Raw genomic sequence first — 20,962 nt, 5'->3', positions numbered from 1 at the left:
CATTGACCATGCGGGGGCATGACATGGCGCGTTACCAGCGGATCGTGATCCTGACCGGGGCGGGGATTTCCGCCGAATCGGGCCTTGGCACCTTCCGCGACAAGGACGGCCTGTGGACCAAGGTGAACCTCGAGGACGTGGCGACACCCCAGGGCTTCCGCCGTAACCCCGGGATGGTCCACGATTTCTACAATGCCCGGCGCCAAGGATTGCGGGCGGCAAAGCACAATGCCGCCCACGCCGCCCTGGCGCGCCTGGAAGCCGAGCATCCGGGCCAGGTGCTGGTGGTGACCCAGAATGTCGACAACCTGCATGAACAGGCGGGGACCACCCGGCTGATCCACATGCACGGCGAACTGGCCAAGGCCCGCTGCACCGATTGCACGCAGATCATGGCGCACCTGGACGACCTCGACACCCGCAGCCTGTGCCCGTCCTGCGCCGCGACCGGCACCCTGCGCCCTCATGTGGTCTGGTTCGGCGAAATGCCGCTGGAGATGGAGGCGATCGAGGAAGCGATCGAGGCTTGCGATCTTTTCGTCTCGATCGGCACCTCGGGCACCGTCTATCCTGCCGCCGGCTTCGTTGCCGCCGTCCGGCGCGCGGGGCTGGCCCATACAGTGGAACTGAACCTGGAACCGTCGGACGGCCATTCCCTGTTTGCCGAGCGGCACTACGGCCCGGCGAGCGTCATCGTGCCTGCGTTCGTCGAGACCCTGCTGAAATGACCAGTATCGTTTTCTTGAGCCGCCTGGAGCCGGCGGCGGCCGAGGCCAGCCGCGCCCTGCTGGAAACCGCCCTGGGCGAGGTGATCCTGACCGGCCCGCCGCATCGGGACCTGACCCCGGACGAGGTCGCCGCCATCGAGATCGCGGTGGTGGCCAACCCGCTGCCCGGCATCCTGCACACCTTGCCGAACCTGCGCTTCATCCAGAGCCTGTGGGCCGGCATCGACGGCCTGATGGCGGATGCGACCCTGCCCCGCCGCGTCCCCATCGCCCGCCTGGTCGACCCGGCACTGGCCGATGCCATGGCCGAGGCGGTGGCGGCCCATGTCCTGGCCCTGCACCGGCAGTTGCCGGCCTATCGCCGGCAACAGGCGGCGCGGCAATGGCTGATGCACCAGCAGCCGCTGGCGACAGAGCGGCGCGTGGGCTTCCTGGGCCTTGGCGAGATGGCGCGCCGCGCGATCGCGGTGCTGCGTCCCCTGCGCTTCGATATCGGCGGCTGGAGCCGGCGGCCGGCACGCCTCGACGGGGTTGCGACCTTTCACGGCGACCATGGCTTCGCGGCCCTGCTGGCGCGCAGCGAGATCCTGGTCAACCTGCTGCCCCTGACGGCCCAGACGCGGGGCATCCTCAATGCCGCGACCTTCGCCAAACTGCCCCGCGGCGCCTCGATCATCAATTTCGGCCGCGGCGGTCACCAGGTGCCGGGCGATATCATTGCTGCCCTCAACTCGGGCCAGCTCGACCAGGCGGTGCTGGATGTCTTCGCGACCGAGCCCTTGCCGCCGGACGATCCGCTGTGGACCCATCCACAAGTCACGGTAACGCCGCACGTCGCTGCCGCAACCGATCCGCGCAGCGCGGCCCAGTGCGTGGCCGCCAATGTCGCGGCGCTGCGGGCGGGCGGGGCAATGGTGGGCCTGGTCGACGTCGGCGAGGGCTACTGATCCTCGCCGTCGAGGGCGTCCATGTCGTCGTCGGAGAAGCCGAAATGGTGGCCGATCTCGTGGATCAGCACCTCGCGCACCAGGGCGCCGAGCGAGCCGCCGGTCTCGCACCATTCGTCGAGAATCGGGCGACGGAACAGGAAGATCATGTCCGGCATGGTGCCGCTGTCGGCCAGCGACTTGTCCTTCAGCGGCACGCCGCGATAGAGCCCGGTCAAGGTGAAGGGATCGTCGATGCCCATCTGGCCGAGGGTTTCCTCATCGGCGAATTCCTCGATCCGGATCAGGACGCCAGAGACCTTCTCGCGCAGCACGGGCGGAATATCCGCCAGGGCCTGCGCGGCCAGGGCCTCGATATCTTCGAGGCTGGGGGCGATGAGCCGGTCGAGGAATTTCGCGTGAGTCATCGGGCGAGACGTTAGCGCCTCCTGCCGCGCTGTCCAGTCTCGTGCGGCAGGATTATCCGGGTTAATAACGTCAGGATGGATCGATCGAGGAGGGAGCATGGCCCAGAAACTGACCCCGGACGCCCGCAGGGCCGCCCTGGAAAGCCTGCCCAAATGGCACGACGCCGAGGCGCGGGACGCGATCGAGCGGCGCTTCGTGTTCAAGGATTTCAACCAGGCCTTCGCCTTCATGACCCGCGTCGCCCTGGTCGCCGAGCAGATGGATCACCACCCGGAATGGTTCAATGTCTACAAGACCGTGGACGTGCTGCTGTCGACCCATGACGCCGACGGGCTGACCGAACGCGACGTAACCTTGGCCCGCAAGATGGACGCATTTGCCGCAGCATTCGGTATCTGAAGGCGGCTTGACCGGGTCGGCGGGCCGGATCACAAAGGAGCCGAGGGCCAACACCGTACGCCGCCACAAAGCATGTGCCTTGGGGCGATGGTACGGCGCGTGGTGGACATGTTGCAGCACACCAAATGGAGCCGGGAGCAGGTGGAAAACCTGCTTGCGACCGAGACCTTCGGCTATCAGAAGGTTGCCCTCCCTTACGGCCTCTCGACGGATGGCGACGATCGCAGCGCGACCGCCCGCGAGATTTTCCCCGATGACCTGACCGGCAAGACGGTTCTCGATCTGGGTTGCAACACCGGCTATTTCTGCTTCGAGGCCGTCAAGCGCGGCGCGGCGCGGGTCGTCGGCTACGATCACAGTCCCGCCGCGATCAAGCGGGCGCGGCTCTTGGCCGACTGCCTGGGGGCGACGGTAGAGTTCGAAGTTCGCGACCTGAACACCTTCCCCGTCGTCGAGAAATTCGACTACATCTTGTGCCTCAACGTGCTGCATCACCTGGACAATCCGCTGCTGGTGATCGAGCAGACGATTGCCGCCGCGCGGGAGCGCTTGGCGCTGGAAATGGCGGGCCTCGGCTTCCAGACCGTGCGCCGGCGTCTGTTCACCGCGTCGATCGCGGCGCTGTTCATGGGCAATGCGCCGGTGATCTATGTCGGCCGTCAGCCGCATACGCCGGGGCGGGACGGTATCCCCAAGGTCAAGTACTTCATCACCCCCAGGGCGCTCGCCAATATCCTGCTGCGTCACAGCAAAACCTTCGCCCGGGTGGAGCGGGTCAAGTCCAAGCACAAGGGCCGCTATCTCATCCTGGGCCACAAGGCTTTGCCCGGTCTCGCCGGGCTTAGCTGCCGGCGGGGCGGCGCTTGAACAGTGCCTGGGCCAGCCATTCGGCCTGGGCCAGCAAGCGCTCGACGGTGTAGGCCTGCGGATCCTCAAGGCGCAATCTCACCAGTTCCTCGGACACGGCGTGCAGCACGCCGATGGCCAGCACGCGGTCGGGATTGGTCAGGGAAACCAGGGACGGATCGGCCGCCTGCAAGGCGGCGTCGAGATGGCCGCGCGTCAGGGCACGGCCCTGCTCCAGGCGCTCATAGAGTTCCGGCGGCCCGCCCTGGGTGGGCATCAGGAGCATGCGCCAGGTGGCCGGCGCCGCGTCCACCGCCTCGAGCACACCGGCCACGCCGGCGGCGAAGCGGGACTGACCCTTGGCCGGCTGGCGCGTCCCGGCCTGCAGGAAGCCCTCCGCCGCGCGCTGGAATTCCCGGTCGACCATGGCCAGCAACAAGCCCGACAGATTGCCGAACTGCTGGTAGATCAGTGTCCGGGTGATGCCGCAGGCCTGGGCGATCCGCTCCAGGGTGACCGCGTGAAAACCGTGCCCGTCCACGAGATCGCGCACGGCGTCGAGGATCTGCTCGCGGCGCAGCTCGACGCTCATCCGCCGCCTGGTCGCTGTCGCCCTGCCTGCCAACCTTCGATTCCCGCTTGCCAATGATGCAGGCGCAGCATAACTTACATTTTATAACTTTCTAAATGTAAGTTGCCGCGAGGCGAGGAAACGCACCGATGACCAGCCTGGAAGAATTGAAGGCCAAGGTGGCTGCCCAGAAGACGCGGATCCCCTCGCTGTACGGCAAGGTCGACTTCAGCATCACGCCCGAGCGCTTCGCCGACCAACCCGGGGACGAGAGTTCGCTGCGCGGTGCCGCGGCCATCGCCTACCGGCAAAAATTCCTGGCCGAGCACGAAACGGTGGAGCGGGCCCGCGCCTACACCATGCTGGGCGACACGGTGGCCGATGCCTATGCGGCCCTGATGCCGCAATACGGTTTCAAGCGGCTGATCGGCATGCTGACGCAGGCCTGCGACCTCGGGGTGGAGACGGTGGCCGATGCGCCGGCCGAACTGGTCGCCTTCATCCATGCCATGGAAACCGTGCCCCAGTGGCTGAACATGGACCTGGTGCGCGAAGGCGCGCGGGCCAGCCGCAACGGCGCGGCCAATCTCTCGCCCTTCGTGGCGCGGGGCGCCTTCGTCGCCACCTTCATGAACAAGTATTCGGCCCTGCCCATGGCGCTGACCGGCACGCTGTCCCATGAAAGCGCGGTCCGCCGCATCAAGGAGACGGCGACCTTCTTCTCGACCACGGCGCTGCCCGGCGCGCTCGACCGCCACGGGTCCGGCTTCAAGGCCGCCGCCATGGTGCGCCTGATGCATTCCATGGTGCGCTTCAACATCCTGCGCGCGTCGTCGAAGTGGGATGTCTCGGTCTATGGCATCCCGGTGCCCCAGGTCGACCAGATGCCGGCCGGCACGATTTCCGTCTTCCTGCTGGCGTTCAAGATGATGCGCCAGGGCCGCACGAACTTCACGGCCGAGGAACGGGCGGTGGTGGAGTTCAACCGTTACCGCTGCTACCTCTTGGGGCTCCCCGAGGAACTGCTGCCCGACACGCCCCAGGGCATCTACAATGCCATGATGGTCTACAGCGGCACCTTGCGTGCGGGCTACGACAACGAGACCTGCGGCGCCCTGGTGCGGGCCACCATGGCCGCCTATTTCCCGGCCGACCGCTCGCTGAAAAGCCGGATCTTCAACCGGCTGGAGAAAAGCTTCGCCAAGGTCTTCTTCCACCGCGCCTTCCTGTCGGGCGACGACGGCAGCAAGGCGCAGCAGATGGGCGTGGTGCTCAGGCCGGTCGACAAGTTGGTCTTCGTGGCGCTCAGCCTCTTCGTGTTCTCGCGCCTGGGCCTTTATGCGCTGGCCATGCAGCTGCCGGGCCTCGCTGCGGTGACCGACAGGATCCTCATCGCCAAGCTCAATCGGCAATTGGCCGGCTATGGCCACGCCGAATACACGACCGATTCCTCCAAGTACAAGGAGGCCCGGGCCGCCTAAGCCCGGTGCAGCCGGATGGCGATCGCCAGCACCACGGCGAATTGGGCGCCGACGAAGCCGACCACCGCCGGCCAGTGGCCCCAGGCCCAGAACCAGCCGCCCAGGGTCCCCATCAGGCTGGAGCCCAGGTAATAGGCCAGCAGGTAGAGGGCGGCGGCATGACCTCGCGCCTCGTCCGCCAGGGGGCCGACCCAACTGCTGGCAACCGCATGGGTGGCAAAGTAGCCCAATGTCATCAGGGCGATGCCGGCGATGACAAGCGCCAGCGGCCCGGCCAGGGTGAGCAGCAGGCCGACGAGGGCGAGGCTGATGCTGCCGGTCATGACCGGGCCCCGGCCGATGCGATCGGCCAGGCCGCCGGCGCCCGACGAGCCGGCCATGCCGAACAGATAGACGGTGAAGATCAGCCCCGCCGCCGCCTGGCTGAGGCCATAGGGCGCCGCCGCCAGGTGGAAACCGACGTAATTGTAGCTGGTGACGAAGCCGCCCATGGCGAAAAAGCCGACCGCGAACAGCCAGGGCAGGCCGGGGCGCCCCAGGTGCCGCCCCCAGGCCCGCAGATGAAAGCCCAGGCCCAGGCCCGCCCCAGCCGGCGGCCGCCGGGCCGCCGGCATCAACAGGGCAAAGGCACCGGCGGAGAGCAGGCCGAAGGCGCCGACCACGCCCACCGCCCAGTGCCACGACGCGTAATCCGCCAGCAGGCCGCTGCCCACGCGGCCGACCATGCCGCCAAAGGCGGTGCCGCCGACATAGACGCCCACGGCCAGGCCCAGGCCCCCGGGCTCGATCTCGTCGGCGAGATAGGCCATGGCGACGGCCGGCACGCCGCCCAGGGCAATGCCTTCGAGCGCGCGCAGGGCCAGCAGGCTGCCCCAGTCGGGGGCGAAAGCCGTGGCGAGGTTGAGGCTCGCCGAGGCGAACAGCGAGACCAGCATCAAGGGCTTGCGCCCCAGCGTTTCGGACAGGGCGCCGGCGCACAGGATGGCCAGCGCCAGCAGCACGGTGCTGAGCGACAGCGCCAGCGAACTGGCCGCCGGGCTGACCCCGAAGGTGGTGGCGAACAGCGGCAGCAGCGGCTGCACGCAATAGAGCAGCGACAGGGTCGAGAACCCGGCCAGGAACAGCGCCAGGGTGACCCGGCGATAGGCCGGCGTGCCCCGCACGATCCAGCGGGGGGTGTCGGCGGTGTTCATCGCAGGAACATCGTGCGTCCTTCGAGACGGATGCTGCGCATCCTCCTCAGGATGAGGACGATCTTCCTGGCACAAAAATTCTCCTCATCCTGAGGAGCCACTCGCAGAGTGGCGTCTCGAAGGACGCACGACGCCAGTCCCAAGTTCAAAGCCATCACGCCCCTACCGGCCCTGGCGAGCGTAGCTGCTGGGGGGACGGCCGGTCCACCGGCGGAATGCGTGGGTGAAGCTTGCGGTTTCGGCATAGCCCAGGCGTTCGGCCACCGCCTCGACCTTCAGGCCGGTCGCGGTCAGCATCTCGATCGCCAGGTCCTGGCGCAGCCGGGCCACCAGGTCGCGGTAGCCCAGCCCCGCCTCGGCGAGGCGCCGGCGCAGGGTGCGCGGCGCCATCTCCAGGCCCTCCGCCACATCCTCCAGCGGCGGGAAATGGCCCGGCCGGGCCAGGATCGCTCCTGTAACCTTCTCGATTATGCCGTCGTCGCGCAATACCTGGCGCAGCCGTTCCTGGCAGGCGCGGACATGCAGGGCCGCGACCAGCGGGTTGGCCTGGGGCAGGGGCCGGTCCAGCATGCCGGGGTCGTAGATGACGGCGTTATGCGTGGCCTCGAAGTGGACCGGGCCGTGGAACACCGCCTCGTAAGGGGCGGTGTCGGCGGGCCAGGGCAGGGCCAGCGTGACGGCCCGGCAGGGCGAGGGGGTGCCCCACAGGTCGGTCATGATCTGGCGCGAGGCCGAGAGGTCGCGCTCGATCATGAAGCGGCGCAGGGCAGGCGGCAGGCCGGCATCGTCGAACACCACCGCCTCGCCGCCGTCGAGCGCGGCCAGGGTGATGGGCATCACGCTGTAGGTCAGGTCCTGATATTCCAGGCCCAGGGTCAGGGCGTCGCGCACGGTCGAGGAGGCCAGCATGGCAAAGCCCCAGACGCCATAGGCGGCGAGGCGGTAGCGCACCCCGACCTCGAGGCCGAAGCCGGGCGGGTCGCCCAGCACCGCCAACACCCGCTCGATCACGGCCAGTTCGGTCGTCGCTTCCACCTGGGCACGGGGATCGTCGAGCAGGGCAGGCGGCAGGCCCGCCTGCACCAGAAAGGGCGCGATGACGATGCCGCGCGCCGCGAGCGTATCGCGCAACACCTGCAAGCTGGACACCGACCAGTGCCGCTGGGCCAATCCGGACTTCATGGCGTATTTTTGATCGTTTGGCCCAAACTATCAAGTCGGTGGCCCAACCGAACGTGGTTTTTGGCCAGGAGGCGGCTATCCTTGCTTCAACACGGCAGAGACGAGAGCTCGCCGCCCCCAAGGAGGAAACGCCCAATGAAGCCCGTGAAAGTCTGTGTGATCGGTACCGGTTTTGCCGGCCTGTGCATGGCGATCCAGCTCAAGCGCTCGGGCATCGACGATTTCGTGATCCTGGACAAGGCCGCGGCAGTGGGTGGCACCTGGCGCGAGAACACCTATCCCGGTGCCGGCTGCGACGTTCCCTGCCACCTCTATTCCTTCTCGTTCGAGCTCAACCCCAACTGGACGCGCCGCTTTGCCAAGCAGAGCGAGATCATCGCCTATATCGAACATTGCGTCGCCAAATATGACCTGGCCCGTCACATCCGCTTCAACACCGAGGTGACCGAGGCGCGGTTCGATGAAGGCCGCGGCCTGTGGACCGTCGTCACCAAAGGCGGCGAGGCGATCGAGGCGCAGTTCGTGGTCTCAGGGCTCGGCCAACTCAGCCGGCCGCAATTCCCCAGGATCGCCGGCCTCGACCGCTTCCAGGGCAAGGCCTTCCATTCTGCCTACTGGGACCATGGCTACGATCTGGCGGGCAAGCGCGTCGCCGTGATCGGCACCGGCGCCAGCGCCATCCAGTTCGTGCCCGAGATCCAGCCCAAGGTGGCCAGGCTCAGCGTGTTCCAGCGCAGCCCGACCTGGATGGTCCCCAAGGACGATTACGTTTTCTCGGCCTGGGCCCAATGGGCCTTCCACCACCTGCCGGGGGTGCAGCGGGCCTATCGCCACTGGACCTACCTGCTGCTGGAATCGCGCTTCCTGTCGTTCCGGCGCAAGGGCAATTTCTTCGCCCGCCTGGCGCAGAAGCAATGCCAGGCCTATCTCGACGCCCAGGTGACGGACCCGGCGCTGAAGGCCAAGCTGCAGCCCGATTTCCCCGTCGGCTGCAAGCGCATCCTGATCACCAACGACTGGTACAAGGCGCTGGCCCAGCCCAACGCCGACGTGGTCACCGAGGCGATTGCCGAGGTTACCGAAACCGGCGTGCGCACCAGGGATGGCCAATTGCACGAGGTCGATTGCCTGATCTACGGCACCGGCTTCGAGACGCAGAGCTTCATCGCGCCGATGAAGGTCTGGGGCCGCCAGGGCGCGGAACTCAACGAGCGCTGGCGCAACGGGGCGGAGGCGCACAAGGGCGTCGCCATCGCCGGCTTCCCGAATTTCTTCGTGCTCTACGGCCCCAACACCAACCTGGGCCACAACTCGATCATCTTCATGATCGAACAGCAGGTCGGCTACATCATGAAGTGCCTGGGCGAAGTGGCCCGCCGCGGCGTGCGCTCGCTGGATGTCACACCGCCCGCGATGCAGGCCTATAACGACACTGTCCAGGCCTCGTTCGAGACCACGGTCTGGAATGCCGACTGCCATAGCTGGTACAAGAACGCCCAGGGTCGCATCACCAACAACTGGCCGGGTTTCACCGTCAGCTATTGGTGGATGATGCGCCAGCCCGACTTCGCCGAATTCAGCTTCGACGGCCAGACCGCGCCGCAGCCGATCCCGGCGGCGGCGGAGTAGCCCGTCGCACCACCGTCGTGCGTCCTTCGAGACGGCCCTGCGGGCCTCCTCAGGATGAGGAGAATCTTTGTGGCAAAAAGACTCTCCTCATCCTGAGGAGCCGCCATCGGCGGCGTCTCGAAGGACGCACGTTGTCGATCCAGATCACCCCGGCGGCAGGGCGCCGGGCGGGTCGATCTTGGCCGGCGCGCGCGGGGCGTGGCGGCCCAGTTGGGCCTCGCGCCGGGCGATGTAGAGGGTCGACGCGACGATGATCGCGGCGCCCAGGATGGTCCAGCCGTCGGGCACCTCCAGGAAGAAGACGAAGCCGAACAGGCCGGCGAAGATCAGCTTGGTATATTCGAAGGGCGCGACCAGGCTGGCATCGGCGGCGGCGAAGGCTCGGATGTAGCACGACTGCGCCGCCGTCCCGCAGGCCCCGGTCACGACCAGGAAGGCGGTCTCCTCCCAGGTCGGGTCCTGCCACACCAGGGCGGCGGGAATGGCCGAGATGGCGGTCGAGAAGATCCCGAAATAGAGCAGCAGGGTCATCGGGTTGTCGTTCTTGGCCATGGTCTTGATCAAGATCACGGAAATGGCGACCAAGGCGGTGCCGCCCAGGGCGATCAGCATGGCCGGATTCATGTCCAGGCCGGGCCGCACCATGATCAGCACGCCGATGAAGCCGACCGCGGTGGCGCTCCAGCGCCGGGCGCGGACCTTTTCCCCCAGGAACAGCACCGCCAAGACCAGCAGGAACAGCGGGTTGGCAAAGCTGACCGCCGTCACCTCGGCCAGGGGCAGATGCACGATCGACCAGAAGCCGATCAGCATGGCGGTCGAGCCGGTGAAGCCGCGGAAGAACTGCAGCATCGGCCGGCTGGTCTTCAGCGCCGCCCAGCCAGCGGCATAGGCGAAGGGCAGCATCGCGAGCAGGCCGAACAGGGCGCGGGCAAAGCCGATCTGCATGGGATCGAGCCGGTGGCCGGCGAATTTCACGGCAACGCCCATGACGGTGTAGAAGAACACCGAGGCGATCATCCAGGAAATGCCGCGAAGCGAGCCCGGCAGGCGGGCGAAGCGATGGCGTAACGCAGAGACGGCGAGGGACATGGTCCGGCTATTTTGCCGGGCCGGCGCGTACTATGCCAGCTTGATGGCGTTGTCCTACCTGAGCCCTCTCCGCCCTTCAAGGGGGGAGAGGGTTGGGTGAGGTGGGTAGCCGACACAAAGCGCGCTCTGGCCCGTCCACCACCTCACCCTCCCCACCGCTTCGCGGCGGGTCCCCTCCCTCTCCCCGCAAGCGGCGGCGAGGGAACTCTATTTCGACAGGAACGCCGCGGCGTCCGCTGCCGTCTCGTCGGGGGCTTCCTCCATCGGCACATGGCCCAGGCCGGGATAGAGCTTCAGCGTCGCGCCGGGAATGTCGGCGGCGAAGTGATGGGCCCATTCCAGGGGGATCCAGGCATCCTGCTCGCCCCAAATGATCAGGGTCGGCGCCTTGATCGCCCCCAGTACTTGCGGCGAGGCGATCACGTCCGGCGGGGTCGTGATGCGTTTGCCCGTGGCCTCGCGATTGCCCTCGCGCAGCAGCAGTGTGTGATAGCGCTCGACCATGGCGTCGGTCACCTTGCTGTCATCGGCGAAAACCTGGGTCAGCTGGGCGCGGATCGTGAAGGCGGGCGTTACCCGCTGCATGATCCAGCCGGCCAGGGGCAGGGAGGCGATGCGGTAGATCATGGGCCGATCCTTGCGCGGATAGCCGCCGGCATCGACCAATACCAGGTGATCGACCTTGTCGGGATGGGCCAGGGTGTAACGCCAGGCGACATAGCCGCCCATGGAATTGCCGACCAGCGAGAATTTGGCGACACCCAGTTTGGTGACCACCGCGTCGACGACCTCCGCCATCGCGCCGATATCATAGCGGCCCGACGGCACCGGGCCGGTCAGGCCGTGGCCCGGCAGATCCATCGAGACGACGCGGAAACGGTCCTTCAGGCGGAAGGTCCAGCCTTCCCAGGTATGCAGCGAAGCATTGGAGCCGTGGAGCAGGACGATCGCCGGCGCCGCCGGGTCGCCGTCCAGCCGGACATGGACGCGGGCGCCGTCGGCCAGGGTGACGAAGCGCGAGGTCGGCGTCAGGTACTGCGCCTCGACCCGCGCCGCCGGCAGGTCCGGCTCGGCCAGCCAGGCCATGGCACCGGCGATGACGAGCACGATCAGGCCCAGGGCAAGGCCCAGCCACTTCAACAGGCGCATGCCGCTCTCCTTGCGAGCCGTTTCCTCCCGGCGGCGCGATTGTCCCCTATTACGCCCGCATGTCGAGGACTTGAGGCCCGATGTCGGCGATTGTCCGCGTGCCGGTCAGGGCCATGGAGACGTCCAGTTCCTTGGCGATGATCTCCAGCGCCTTGGTCACGCCCGCCTCGCCCATGGCGGCAAGGCTGTAGAGGAAGGCCTTGCCGATCAGGCAGCCCTTGGCCCCCAGGGCCATGGCCTTCAGCACGTCCTGGCCCGACTGCACGCCGCCGTCGAACAGCACTTCGGTCGCATCGCCAACGGCGGCGACGATCTCGGGCAGGGCGGAGATCGAGGAGACGGCATAGTCGAGCTGCCGGCCGCCGTGGTTGGAAACGACCATGGCATCGGCCCCGGTGGCCGCGGCCGCCCGGGCATCCTCGACGTTCAGCACGCCCTTGAGGATCAGCTTGCCCGGCCAGATGCTGCGCACCCAGGCGACATCGTTCCAGTTCAGCGACGGGTCGAACTGGCTGGCGGTCCATTGCGACAGGGTCTTGAGGTTCCCGGCCTTGGCCAATTGTTCGGTCAGGTTGCCGAATTCGCGCCGCTTGCCCAGCAGCACGCGCAGGGCCCAGGCCGGCTTGGTCGCGATGTCCAGCGCATTGGCCAGCGTCAGGCGCGGCGGCACGGCCAGGCCGTTCTTCAGGTCGCGGTGGCGCTGGCCCTGGATCTGCAAATCGAGGGTGAGAACCAGGGCCGAGCATTTGGCCGCGATCGCCCGCTCGATCAGCGACCTGGAGAAGCCGCGGTCGCGCATGACGTAGAGCTGGAACCAGAACGGCTTGTCGACCGCGCCCGCGACATCCTCGATCGAGCAGATCGACATGGTCGACAGGCAGAAGGGAATGCCGAAGGCCTGCGCGGCACGCGCGCCGTGGATCTCGCCGTTGCCGTGGAACAGGCCGGTCAGTCCGGTGGGGGCGATGGCGACCGGCATGGCGACGGGCTGGCCCAACATGGTCGAGGCGGTGGAGCGGTCGGAGACATCCACCATCACCCGCTGGCGCAGGTTCAGCGCCTTGAGGTCGCGCCGGTTGGCATTGATGGTGGCCTCGTCATAGGAACCGCGGTCGGCATAGTCGAAGATCGCCTTGGGGATGCGCTTCTTGGCCAGCGCCCGCAGATCCTGAATATTGGTAATGGTCGGCATGTGATTGGCCTCGACGTCTTGCGTCCTTCGAGACGGCCCTGCGGGCCTCCTCAGGATGAGGAAAATCTTTATGGCAAAAAGACTTACCTCATCCTGAGGAGCCACGGCACGTGGCGTCTCGAAGGACGCACGCTGTGCGCTCCAGGGCAATCCCGACCTTGGTCACCCCATGGTCACCACGACCTTGCCCAGGACCCGGCGCTCCATCATGTCGCGGATCGCCTCGCCGCCCTGCGCCAGGGGATAGGTCTTGGAGACCAGGGGCTTGAGCTTGCCGGCCTCGTAGAGCGAGATCAGTTCGGCGACGTTTTCCTGGTGCAGGGCGGGTTCGCGCGCGGTGAAGGCGCCCCAGAACACGCCGACGATCTGGCAGCCCTTCAGCAGGGCCAGGTTCAGCGGGATCGACGGGATCGGCCCGGCGGCAAAGCCCACCACCAGGAAGCGGCCCTTCCAGGCGATCGAGCGCAGGGCCTGTTCCGAGAATTCGCCCCCCACCGGGTCGTAGACGACATCGACGCCGTTGGGCGCCAGTTCCTTCAGGCCGTCGCGCAGGGACTGCCTGGTGTAGTTGATGCCGCCATCGGCGCCGTGGGCCTTGGCCGTCTCCAGCTTCTCGTCGGTCGAGGCGGCGGCGATGACGCGGGCGCCCATGGCCTTGCCCAGTTCGACCGCGGCCAGGCCGACGCCGCCGGCGGCGCCCAGCACCAGCAGGGTCTCGCCCGGTTTCAGCTCGCCGCGCTGCTTCAGCGCATGGTGCGAGGTGCCATAGGTGAACAGAAAGGCAGCACCTTCCTCGAACGACATGGAGGGCGGCATGGGGGCGACGCGGTCGGCACCGGTCACCAGTTCCTCGGTGAAGGCGCCCCAGCCCGACATGACGATGACGCGGTCGCCCACCTTGTAGCCGGCAACCTTGTCGCCCACCTGGGTGATCACGCCGGCGGCCTCGCCGCCCGGGGCGAAGGGCATCTCGGGCTTGAACTGGTACTTGCCCTGGATGATCAGCGTATCGGGGAAATTGACCCCGGCGGCATGCAGGCGGATCCGCACCTCGCCGGCCCCGCAGGCGACGGGCGGCACATCGGCCAGCACCAGCGATTCCGGCGGGCCCCAAGCCTGGCACTGCAACACCTTGACCACGTGATCTCTCCCTCGATCGTTTGTTTTTCTGGGGTGACCCGTTCGCAAAGGCCGGTCAAGCCTAAACCCCGAACACGCCTTCCGCCAGACGCACCCGGCCGACCAGGTCGCCGCCCCAATTGGTGATCGGCGGTGCCAGCAGGTCGGCGATCCCGGCGCGGTGGGCATCCTCGATCAGGCCCAGCCGGTCCAGCAGGTTGGCGGCCAGGGTCTCGGCCCCGCGGGTGCCGCCGTCGTCGATCTTCAGGGCAAAGCCCAGGCCCTTGGCCGGGGCGATGCCGATGAAGGCGGCTTCCGCCCCGGTCTTCACCACCGTGCCGGGCAGGGTCGCCTGCATCAGGCGGGTGCAGGCGCGCCCGGCACCGGCGACCAGGTAAGGGTGCGCCCGCATCGCCTCGCGCAGCCGGGTGACCGTGCGGGCACGGGTCGGCGCCAGGCCATCGGGGCAGCAATGCGCGCCATCGCCAGGCCCAGGGACTTCAGCGGCAGGGCCGGGTTGGGGGCAGCGCAGCCGTCGATGCCGAAGGGCATTTCCACCGGCCGGTCGGCCAGGCTGGCAGTCGCCTCGAAGGCGGCCTCCTGCACCGCATGGCGGCGATGTTCATAGCCGCGCGTGGCCACGCCCAGATGCTTGGCCAGGGCCAGGAAACCGGTGTGCTTGCCCGAACAATTGTTGTGCAGCCGGCATGGTTTCTCGCCGGCGCGGATCAGGGCCTCGGCACTGGGACCGTAGTAGGGTGTGTGCGCCGCGCAGGCGAGGTCGTCCTGGGTCAGGCCCAGCCGGTCGAGCCAAGCGGCGACCGCCTTGGTGTGGATTTCCTCGCCGTTGTGGCTGGCGCAGGCCAGGGCCAGTTCCGCCGGCGTGCAGGCGAAGGCGTCGGCCGCCCCGCTTTCGACCAGCGGCACCGCCTGGAGGATCTTCATCGACGAGCGCGGGAAGACCGGCCGGTCGATATCGCCGGCCGACAGCACCGTTCGGCCGGCGGCATCGACCACGACGAAGGCGCCGCGATGACGGCTTTCCACCACGTCGCCGCGCAGCACTTCGATCAGGATGGGATTCGCCGTCATCTCAATTGACCGTCTCGTCGGGATAGATGCCCCACAGCCAAGCCCGTTTCAGCCAGCCGCGATAGCCCTCGATATCGACCCGGCACCAGTCGCCGCGGCAGCGGTTCAGCCGCGCGACGACCCCCGCCTCGAGCCGGACGATGGGGCGCGAGGTTTCCGCCGCCTCGTCGAAGACCACGCGCGCGGCCCCCACCACCACGACGAAACGCTTGCCCGACAGCAGGCTCTTGTGCACCCAGCCGACCGAGCCGTCCTGATCGCGGATTTTGCGCCAGTATTCGAACTCGGCCACGATTTCCACCGGCAGGCCGGCGCGGACGTATTTCCAGGCGATCGGGTATTGCGAGCCCGGCCCCGTGCGCACGTTGATCTCGCTCGACCCCAGCGAGACGAAGCGCGGGGTCTTCGGGCCCGACTCGTCCTCGTTGCCGGCCTGGGGCGCCTCGGCCGCCGGGGCGTCGGCGCTCTGTGCCAGGGCCGGGGCGAGACCGCTTGCCGGGAGCAAAAGCAAGGCGCAGACAACGGCGAGCGGGCGAAGGCGTGTCATCAAATCTCGAGGCCAGAACACATGCCGAATCGGCAGGCGCCAACTGTCGTGCGCCGGCGCGTCGCGGTCAAGGCGGCCCCGTCCGCCGATTGGGCGAGCACGCGAGAACGGCGGCTTTGAACCGGCGGGCAAGTCTGCTAGGTAAGGGCCTGCCGCGCCGCGGAAGCCTTGAAATCCGCCGCCCAGGGAGAGGACGATGTCGACCAAAAAGCCGCTCGTGATCGTGACGAGAAAACTGCCCGAAGCGATCGAGACGCGGATGATGGAGTTGTTCAATACCAAGCTCAATCCCGACGATCATCCGATGTCCCAGGCCGAATTGATCGAGGCGGTGAAGACGGCCGAGATCCTGGTGCCGACCGTGACCGACCGTATCGACGGCCGCATCCTCGCCCATGCCAACCCCAATCTGCGCCTGATCGCCAATTTCGGCACCGGCGTCGACCACATCGACCTGGCTGCCGCCCGCCAGCGCGGCATCACCGTCACCAACACCCCCGGCGTGCTGACCGAAGACACCGCCGACATGACCATCGCCCTGATTCTGTCCACCTCGCGCCGCCTGGCCGAGGGCGAGCGGGTGGTCCGCTCGGGCGAGTGGAGCGGCTGGTCGCCCACCTGGATGCTGGGCCGCCGCATCTGGGGCAAGCGCTTGGGGATCGTCGGCATGGGCCGCATCGGCACGGCGGTCGCGCGCCGGGCGCGCGCTTTCGGCATGTCGATCCACTATCACAATCGCAACAGGGTGGCCGACGAGGTCGAGCAGGAGCTCGAGGCGACCTATTGGGAAAGCCTCGACCAGATGATGGCCCGGATGGACATCATCTCGGTCAATTGCCCGCACACGCCGGCGACCTATCACCTGCTTTCGGCGCGGCGGCTCAAGCTGTTGCAGAAGCACGCGATCCTGGTGAACACCGCGCGTGGCGAAGTGGTCGACGAAAATGCCCTGACCCGCATGCTGGTCGCCGGCGAGCTGGCCGGTGCCGGCCTCGACGTGTTCGAGCACGAGCCGGCGGTGAACCCCAAGCTGGTCGCCCTCGACAATGTCGTGCTGCTGCCGCACATGGGCTCGGCCACCATCGAGGGCCGCCTCGACATGGGCGAGAAGGTGATCATCAACATCAAGACCTTCGTCGACGGCCACCGCCCGCCCGACCGCGTGCTGGAAGGGTTGCTGTAACCGTCCAGACTCACAAGCGTCATCCCGGCCTTCGCCGGGATGACGGCGGGTCTGGAAGGCGGAAATTAGCCCCTCTACTCCATCCGGACATGGACGGCCCCCGGGGTTTGCCCGATCCTCGCGCCCCAAGGGATCAAGGAAACGAGGGGCATGATGGCCAGCCGGAACATTCACCTGACCAAGACCGTGAAGGCGCCGCGCGAGGTGGTTTTCGCCTGGCTCGGCGATCACGACAAGTTCGGCTCGCTGCTGCCCGGCAAGACCCGGCGCATCATCGACGGCAGCGGCCCCGGCGGGGTCAACGGCACGGGCTCGGTCCGCCGGGTATCCTTCGGGGTCAGCTATACCGACGAGAAGGTCACCGGCTACATCCCCGGCGAATATGTCGAATACACGGTGATCGAGGGCAGCCCGATCAAGAACCACCTGGGGCGGATCCGCCTGACCGATGCCGCCGGCGGCGGCACCGAGATCGACTACCGCATCGAATTCGACCCGCGCATCCCCTTCACCGGGGCGGCCACCGAACTGCTGGTGCGCTCGGTCATCGGGGCGGCCTGAAGAAGCTGAAGGCACGGCTTGAAGCCGCCTAGTGGCGGTGGAGGTTTTGCGGCATGGCGACGCTCGTCTTTGGCATGAACCAGTCCCTGGACGGCTACGTCGACTACATGGAAATGGCGACCGGCCCCACGCTCTTTCGTCACTGGACGGATCACGTGCGCGACCTGGCGGGCAGCGTATACGGTCGCCGCATGTACGAGATCATGCGCTATTGGGACGAAGACCGTCCTGAGTGGAATGCGGCGCAACGCGAGTTCGCGGTGGCGTGGCGGCGCCAACCGAAATGGGTCGTGTCGCGCTCACTGAAGTCAGTCGGCCCAACGCCACCCTTGTCGAGGATGACATCGAGGCGGTGATACGTGGCCTGAAGGCTCGGCTCGTCGGGGAGATGGCCGTTTCCGGGCCAGACTTGGCGCGAAGCCTGACCGACCTTGGCCTGATTGATGAGTATCGGCTCTACTTCCACCCCGTCGTGCTTGGTCGCGGCAAGCCATTCTTCGCCGGCCCGCGGCCACCGCTCCGCCTGGTTGCCACCGATCACGTTGGCGAGGGCGTGATCAGGCTGACATATGTTCCTGCTTGATCGCGCGACTCGCCGGTCGGTACCAATCCACGCGGTCATTTCAGGCTTTCCAGATAGGCGATGATGTCGGCCCGGTCGGCCGGGTCGGCGACGCGAAAAACCATCCTTGTGCCGGGCACCAGCGCAGCCGGTTTGGTCAGCCAGCGGTCCAGCAGGTCGGGCGTCCAGGTCAGGCCGGCGGCCTTCAGCGCCGGCGAATAGGCAAAGCCCTCCACCGTGCCGGCGACGCGCCCCACGACGCCGCGATGGTGCGGGCCGACGCGGTCCGCATCGGGCGAATGGCAGGCGCCGCAGCGGGCGTTGTAAAGCACCTCGCCATGGGCGAGGTCGGCGGCCAGGGCCGGCCGGGCAAGGCCCAGCGCGGCGATGATCAACAGGAGATGGCGCATGGCAAGGTGCGGGATGCCCGGCCCGGCCGGGCATCCCATGCTCCCTCAGGCGCCGAAGCTCAGGGGCTGGGCCGGCAGCGGCCCGCCCGCGACCCCCATCAGGGCGGTCCAGTGCATGGTCTCGTCGGCGGCGAGGCGGCCGGCGATCTGGGCCAGGGCCTTGTCTTCGAAGGACGGGATGACGCCCAGATAGGCGTTGGCGGCCCCAGCTCCAGCTTGATGGCGAGGCCGACCACGCCCGCCTGGTCCTTCAGGGCGCCGGCGTTGAGCGCCTTGGCATAGTCGGCGATCGCCTTGGCCTCGACCGGCGTGCCGCCCAGTTTCTTGACCGTGGCGGCCAGCGCGTCGCGGTGGCCCTTGTGATGGCCCTGGAAGGCGACCGCGACCTTGAGCACCTCGGGCTTCAGCAGCTTCGATTCGGCGCCGATCTGGTAGGCGGCGATCGCTTCGTGCTCCAGGCCCAGGGCGACGTTGAGAATATCGACGTCACCCGCCGTGGCGCCCTGCGCCCGGGCGACGTTCTCGGCCCGCCGAGCAGGGCCACGGCGGCGGCACTGAGGCCGACGGTGCGCACGCCCCGCAGCAGGCCGCGGCGATCGAGCAACAGGGGGGAATTGGCCGGCACGGCGGCGAGAGAAAGGTCTTGCATGGTGTCTCGTCCGATCAGTTGGGCCGACGTTCTTGCGTCGACGGCTGATCTACGAGCGCTGCGGCGTGATCGGATTTCGTGAACCGAAGGTTTCGCGCCGCGCCAATCCCAAGGCTTGAACTTCGGCGCGAGGCTGCACTCAGTAGCCCAGGCTGCGCTGGATCACGCCCAGCATGCCGGTCAGGCGCAGCGGCGCATCGGTGACCGCCAGGACCACGCACATCTCGCCGGGTTCGGCGAGGGGGCGGTGGGTCACGGTCGGATCGGTGATCTGCAGGTCGCCCTTGGCGAAGTGGCCGTTTTCGTCGTTGAAGACGCCGTTCAGCACCAGGGTGAACTCGTTGCCGGCGTGGGTGTGGCGCGGCACGCCGCGGCCGGCGCCCACCTTGATCAATTGGACGGTGCCCTTGGGGGCGGTCGGCAAGGGCAGGTCCAGCACCCGCACGCCCGGCACCAGGGTGCGCCATTTCGTCGTCGCCAGCGCCTGCGCGCCGATCCGCTGGATGGCCTTGGGCAGCACCGCCAGGATCGGGTCGTCGGTCTCGACCGGCGCAGGGTTCGCCTCGACGGGCACGTCGAGCCGGCGCAGCAATTGGTCGAAGGCGTCGGCCGCCATGGCCACCGGCCCGATCGCCTCAAGCAATTCGCCGCCGGCGCTCTCGAAGGTGGCGACCTCGTCCCGGCAGTGCGGGCACAGGGCCAGGTGCATCTCGATCACCAACGCCGTCGCCGGGCCCAGGGTCCCGGCGGCATAGTCGAACAGCAGTTCGAGCGGCGGATGATGCGACGGGGTCAACGCAACGGCTCCATGGTCTTGCGCAGGCGATTGAAGGCCAGCCTGAGGCGCGATTTTACCGTACCCAGGGGCAAATCCCGTTCTGCGGCAATCTCGGCATGCGACTTTCCTTCATAAAATGCGAGCTTGAGCAAGTCGGCCTGTTCATCCGGCAGGTCGAGAATCGCCTGGCGCAGGACCCGGTCGCGCCGCTCCTCGTCGACCGCCACGTCCGCGGCGGCCGGCTGGCTCGGCGCCAGGGCGGGATCGTCGGGGTCGAGTTCGGGGTGCTTCTCGCGGCGAATCAGGTCGATGCGGCGGTTGCGCGCGATCGTGTAGATCCAGGTCGAGACCGAGGACTGGCGCCGGTCGAAGCTGGCCGACTTGCGCCAGATGGTCAGCATGACCTCCTGCACCAGTTCCTCGGCAACCGTGCCGCCGGCGCCCAGGCGCATCAGATAGGCTTTCAGTCTTGGCGCAAAGTGGCCGAAAAGCTGGGCGAAAGCGGCCTTGTCGGCGCGCTGCGCCACGGCTTCGACGAGGTCGGCCAGGATCTCCCGATCGATCGGCGCTGCGGCGCTCATCCTGGTCATCGGCCGTCGTTTCTCATGCCAGACAAGTCTGATCCTGCGGTCGGCAAGGGCAGGGGTGGAAATGCGGGGCCTGCCCGGCTATCTTGGCGCCTCTCGTTGAAGGTCAATGATCAGGCGCCATGAAACGCTCCCTATTCGCCCTGTTCGGCATGTTTCTGTCAATGACGGTCGCCGTCGCGATCGTCCCCTTTCGGCCCAGGCCGAAGACAATCCGTTGCTGGGCAATTTCGGCGACTGGCAGGCGTTCAAGACGAAGCAGGGCGGCAAGGATGTCTGCCTGGTCTCGTCCAAGCCGACCAAGACCGAACCCGCCGACGCCAAGCGTGGCGACATCTTCATCCTGATCTCGCATTTTCAGGATGGCGGTATCCGCAACCAGGTGCAGGTGCTGGTCGGCTATCCGTTCAAGGCCGGCTCGACGGCCTCCGTCACCATCGGCACCAAGAAGTTCGACCTCTTCACCGACGGCGAGAATGCCTGGGCCCGCAAGAGCGAGACCGACAACGACATCGTCGCCGCCCTGCGCAAGGGTTCGAGCGCGGTGGTGCGCGGCGAATCGCAGCGCGGTACCAAGACCACCGACACCTACAGCCTCAAGGGCATCTCGGCCGCGCTGGACGCGATCGGGAAGGCCTGCGGCCTCTGATCGACCAC

General features: G+C 67.5%; 26 protein-coding genes. 11 read left to right on the top strand and 15 right to left on the bottom strand.

All coding sequences use genetic code 11. The features are described 5' to 3' along the window. Nucleotides 1-23 precede the first annotated feature (23 nt). Nucleotides 24-728 (top strand): NAD-dependent deacylase, encoded by a 705-nt coding sequence (locus D3874_RS17225; RefSeq protein WP_233559980.1) that lies wholly within the window; start codon nt 24-26, stop codon nt 726-728. Next, complete coding sequence (locus D3874_RS17220; protein ID WP_119779169.1) at nt 725-1,675, top strand: 2-hydroxyacid dehydrogenase; 951 nt, start codon at nt 725-727, stop codon at nt 1,673-1,675. The genes D3874_RS17225 and D3874_RS17220 overlap by 4 nt, the downstream gene beginning before the upstream one ends. Here the strand turns inward: D3874_RS17220 and D3874_RS17215 are convergent. Next, nucleotides 1,669-2,082, bottom strand: a complete 414-nt coding sequence (locus D3874_RS17215; protein ID WP_119779168.1) for a metallopeptidase family protein — start codon at nt 2,080-2,082, stop codon at nt 1,669-1,671. The two genes, D3874_RS17220 and D3874_RS17215, sit on opposite strands and share 7 nt — an antisense overlap. A gap of 79 nt (nt 2,083-2,161) precedes the next feature. Between D3874_RS17215 and D3874_RS17210 the strand changes: the two genes are divergently transcribed. Together D3874_RS17210 and D3874_RS17205 are read left to right on the top strand one after the other, a co-directional pair. Beyond that, nucleotides 2,162-2,482 (top strand): 4a-hydroxytetrahydrobiopterin dehydratase, encoded by a 321-nt coding sequence (locus D3874_RS17210; protein WP_274380624.1) that lies wholly within the window; start codon nt 2,162-2,164, stop codon nt 2,480-2,482. 108 nt (nt 2,483-2,590) lie between these two features. Then, a complete protein-coding gene (locus D3874_RS17205) occupies nt 2,591-3,349 on the top strand; it encodes a class I SAM-dependent methyltransferase (protein WP_233560235.1) in 759 nt (252 codons plus the stop codon). Here the strand turns inward: D3874_RS17205 and D3874_RS17200 are convergent. Next, the gene (locus D3874_RS17200) at nt 3,324-3,920 is read right to left on the bottom strand and encodes a TetR/AcrR family transcriptional regulator (RefSeq protein WP_119779165.1); all 597 of its coding nucleotides are present in this window, start codon (nt 3,918-3,920) and stop codon (nt 3,324-3,326) included. The genes D3874_RS17205 and D3874_RS17200 overlap by 26 nt on opposite strands. Nucleotides 3,921-4,048: 128 nt before the next feature. Here D3874_RS17200 and D3874_RS17195 point away from each other — a divergent pair, with 128 nt between their 5' ends. Beyond that, the gene (locus D3874_RS17195; protein ID WP_119779164.1) at nt 4,049-5,380 is read left to right on the top strand and encodes an oxygenase MpaB family protein; all 1,332 of its coding nucleotides are present in this window, start codon (nt 4,049-4,051) and stop codon (nt 5,378-5,380) included. Here D3874_RS17195 and D3874_RS17190 read toward each other — a convergent pair. Further along, on the bottom strand, nt 5,377-6,573 hold the full coding sequence (locus tag D3874_RS17190) for an MFS transporter (protein ID WP_119779163.1): 1,197 nt from the start codon (nt 6,571-6,573) through the stop codon (nt 5,377-5,379). The two genes, D3874_RS17195 and D3874_RS17190, sit on opposite strands and share 4 nt — an antisense overlap. Before the next feature lie 162 nt (nt 6,574-6,735). Next, nucleotides 6,736-7,755, bottom strand: a complete 1,020-nt coding sequence (locus D3874_RS17185) for an AraC family transcriptional regulator (RefSeq protein ID WP_119779162.1) — start codon at nt 7,753-7,755, stop codon at nt 6,736-6,738. A gap of 135 nt (nt 7,756-7,890) precedes the next feature. Between D3874_RS17185 and D3874_RS17180 the strand changes: the two genes are divergently transcribed. Then, nucleotides 7,891-9,384: a flavin-containing monooxygenase gene (locus D3874_RS17180; RefSeq protein ID WP_119779161.1), complete on the top strand. Its 1,494-nt coding sequence runs from the start codon at nt 7,891-7,893 to the stop codon at nt 9,382-9,384. Between the two features lie 144 nt (nt 9,385-9,528). On the opposite strand, the gene D3874_RS17175 is transcribed toward D3874_RS17180, so the two are convergent. From D3874_RS17175 to D3874_RS17150, 7 genes are all read right to left on the bottom strand, one after another. Beyond that, the gene (locus D3874_RS17175; protein WP_119779160.1) at nt 9,529-10,476 is read right to left on the bottom strand and encodes a DMT family transporter; all 948 of its coding nucleotides are present in this window, start codon (nt 10,474-10,476) and stop codon (nt 9,529-9,531) included. A gap of 207 nt (nt 10,477-10,683) precedes the next feature. Then, complete coding sequence (locus D3874_RS17170) at nt 10,684-11,625, bottom strand: alpha/beta fold hydrolase (protein ID WP_119779159.1); 942 nt, start codon at nt 11,623-11,625, stop codon at nt 10,684-10,686. 49 nt (nt 11,626-11,674) lie between these two features. Next, nucleotides 11,675-12,817 (bottom strand): alpha-hydroxy acid oxidase, encoded by a 1,143-nt coding sequence (locus D3874_RS17165; protein ID WP_119779158.1) that lies wholly within the window; start codon nt 12,815-12,817, stop codon nt 11,675-11,677. A 162-nt stretch (nt 12,818-12,979) separates the two neighbouring features. After that, nucleotides 12,980-13,957 (bottom strand): NADPH:quinone oxidoreductase family protein, encoded by a 978-nt coding sequence (locus D3874_RS17160; protein ID WP_233559979.1) that lies wholly within the window; start codon nt 13,955-13,957, stop codon nt 12,980-12,982. A 61-nt stretch (nt 13,958-14,018) separates the two neighbouring features. Continuing rightward, complete coding sequence (locus D3874_RS31255; protein WP_199699111.1) at nt 14,019-14,348, bottom strand: asparaginase; 330 nt, start codon at nt 14,346-14,348, stop codon at nt 14,019-14,021. Further along, nucleotides 14,294-15,028 (bottom strand): asparaginase, encoded by a 735-nt coding sequence (locus tag D3874_RS17155; RefSeq protein ID WP_199699110.1) that lies wholly within the window; start codon nt 15,026-15,028, stop codon nt 14,294-14,296. The genes D3874_RS31255 and D3874_RS17155 overlap by 55 nt, the downstream gene beginning before the upstream one ends. 1 nt (nt 15,029) lies before the next feature. Continuing rightward, nucleotides 15,030-15,575, bottom strand: coding sequence for an SH3 domain-containing protein (locus D3874_RS17150; protein WP_119779156.1), 546 nt, complete (start codon nt 15,573-15,575; stop codon nt 15,030-15,032). A gap of 196 nt (nt 15,576-15,771) precedes the next feature. Here D3874_RS17150 and D3874_RS17145 point away from each other — a divergent pair, with 196 nt between their 5' ends. The 4 genes from D3874_RS17145 (at nt 15,772) to D3874_RS32055 (ending at nt 17,902) form a co-directional block, all read left to right on the top strand. Next, complete coding sequence (locus tag D3874_RS17145) at nt 15,772-16,758, top strand: 2-hydroxyacid dehydrogenase (protein ID WP_119779155.1); 987 nt, start codon at nt 15,772-15,774, stop codon at nt 16,756-16,758. Between the two features lie 150 nt (nt 16,759-16,908). Continuing rightward, complete coding sequence (locus D3874_RS17140; RefSeq protein WP_119779154.1) at nt 16,909-17,319, top strand: SRPBCC family protein; 411 nt, start codon at nt 16,909-16,911, stop codon at nt 17,317-17,319. A 53-nt stretch (nt 17,320-17,372) separates the two neighbouring features. Beyond that, nucleotides 17,373-17,675: a hypothetical protein gene (locus tag D3874_RS29405; RefSeq protein WP_199699109.1), complete on the top strand. Its 303-nt coding sequence runs from the start codon at nt 17,373-17,375 to the stop codon at nt 17,673-17,675. Then, nucleotides 17,603-17,902: a dihydrofolate reductase family protein gene (locus D3874_RS32055; protein ID WP_408899991.1), complete on the top strand. Its 300-nt coding sequence runs from the start codon at nt 17,603-17,605 to the stop codon at nt 17,900-17,902. Before D3874_RS29405 ends, D3874_RS32055 begins: the two co-directional genes overlap by 73 nt. A 35-nt stretch (nt 17,903-17,937) precedes the next feature. On the opposite strand, the gene D3874_RS17130 is transcribed toward D3874_RS32055, so the two are convergent. The 4 genes from D3874_RS17130 to D3874_RS17115 form a co-directional block, all read right to left on the bottom strand. Then, nucleotides 17,938-18,330 carry a c-type cytochrome gene (locus tag D3874_RS17130; RefSeq protein WP_233559978.1) on the bottom strand — a complete coding sequence of 131 codons (393 nt, stop codon included), beginning with the start codon at nt 18,328-18,330 and terminating at the stop codon, nt 17,938-17,940. Nucleotides 18,331-18,389: 59 nt separating this feature from the next. After that, nucleotides 18,390-18,770, bottom strand: a complete 381-nt coding sequence (locus tag D3874_RS30505) for a ferritin-like domain-containing protein (protein ID WP_274380623.1) — start codon at nt 18,768-18,770, stop codon at nt 18,390-18,392. Between the two features lie 309 nt (nt 18,771-19,079). Further along, nucleotides 19,080-19,736, bottom strand: a complete 657-nt coding sequence (locus D3874_RS17120; protein ID WP_158596080.1) for a ChrR family anti-sigma-E factor — start codon at nt 19,734-19,736, stop codon at nt 19,080-19,082. Then, entirely contained in the window at nt 19,733-20,308 is a 576-nt protein-coding gene (locus D3874_RS17115; protein ID WP_199699107.1) for a sigma-70 family RNA polymerase sigma factor, read from the bottom strand. The genes D3874_RS17120 and D3874_RS17115 overlap by 4 nt, the downstream gene beginning before the upstream one ends. A gap of 214 nt (nt 20,309-20,522) precedes the next feature. On the opposite strand from D3874_RS17115, the gene D3874_RS17110 reads away from it, so the two are divergent. Beyond that, nucleotides 20,523-20,954 (top strand): invasion associated locus B family protein, encoded by a 432-nt coding sequence (locus tag D3874_RS17110; protein WP_119779150.1) that lies wholly within the window; start codon nt 20,523-20,525, stop codon nt 20,952-20,954. Nucleotides 20,955-20,962: the final 8 nt, after the last annotated feature.

The sequence above is a fragment of the Oleomonas cavernae genome (assembly GCF_003590945.1).
GTDB classification, from domain to species: domain Bacteria; phylum Pseudomonadota; class Alphaproteobacteria; order Zavarziniales; family Zavarziniaceae; genus Zavarzinia; species Zavarzinia cavernae.
This window is presented reverse-complemented; position numbering and strand designations above follow the sequence as displayed.